At 37.1% G+C, this 256-nt stretch carries 1 protein-coding gene; it reads right to left on the bottom strand.

Features of this window, described 5'->3' with window-relative positions; translation table 11 throughout:
- The coding region (locus DWW90_RS20220) for a PD-(D/E)XK nuclease family transposase (RefSeq protein WP_199662228.1) at window positions 1-223 on the bottom strand (223 nt) is incomplete at its 3' end.
- Window positions 224-256 lie beyond the last annotated feature (33 nt).

The raw sequence follows: 256 nt of genomic DNA, 5'->3' as shown, positions 1-256 counted from the left end.
AAATGAAGACTTCTCCTTTTTCGTTTTCGCAAAAGATATCGAAAACGGCACGTTGCTGATCCTGCTTCAAACCGAGCATCTCGACATTCCGGAATGTGATATCGACTATTACTTCCTGTTGAATGACTTCGTTTAAAAAGCTGATGATAAGATCTTTGCTTACTTCACTGCCGAAAATTTTCTTCCAGCCGTAATCCGAGAAGGGATTGATAAATTTGTCCATAATTAATTGTTTTAGTTGTTACTATTAACACTC

The organism is Parabacteroides sp. AF17-28 (assembly GCF_003479205.1).
GTDB lineage: Bacteria > Bacteroidota > Bacteroidia > Bacteroidales > Tannerellaceae > Parabacteroides > Parabacteroides acidifaciens.
The sequence above is the reverse complement of the archived record's forward strand: the minus strand, read 5'-3'. Positions and strand labels throughout refer to the sequence as shown.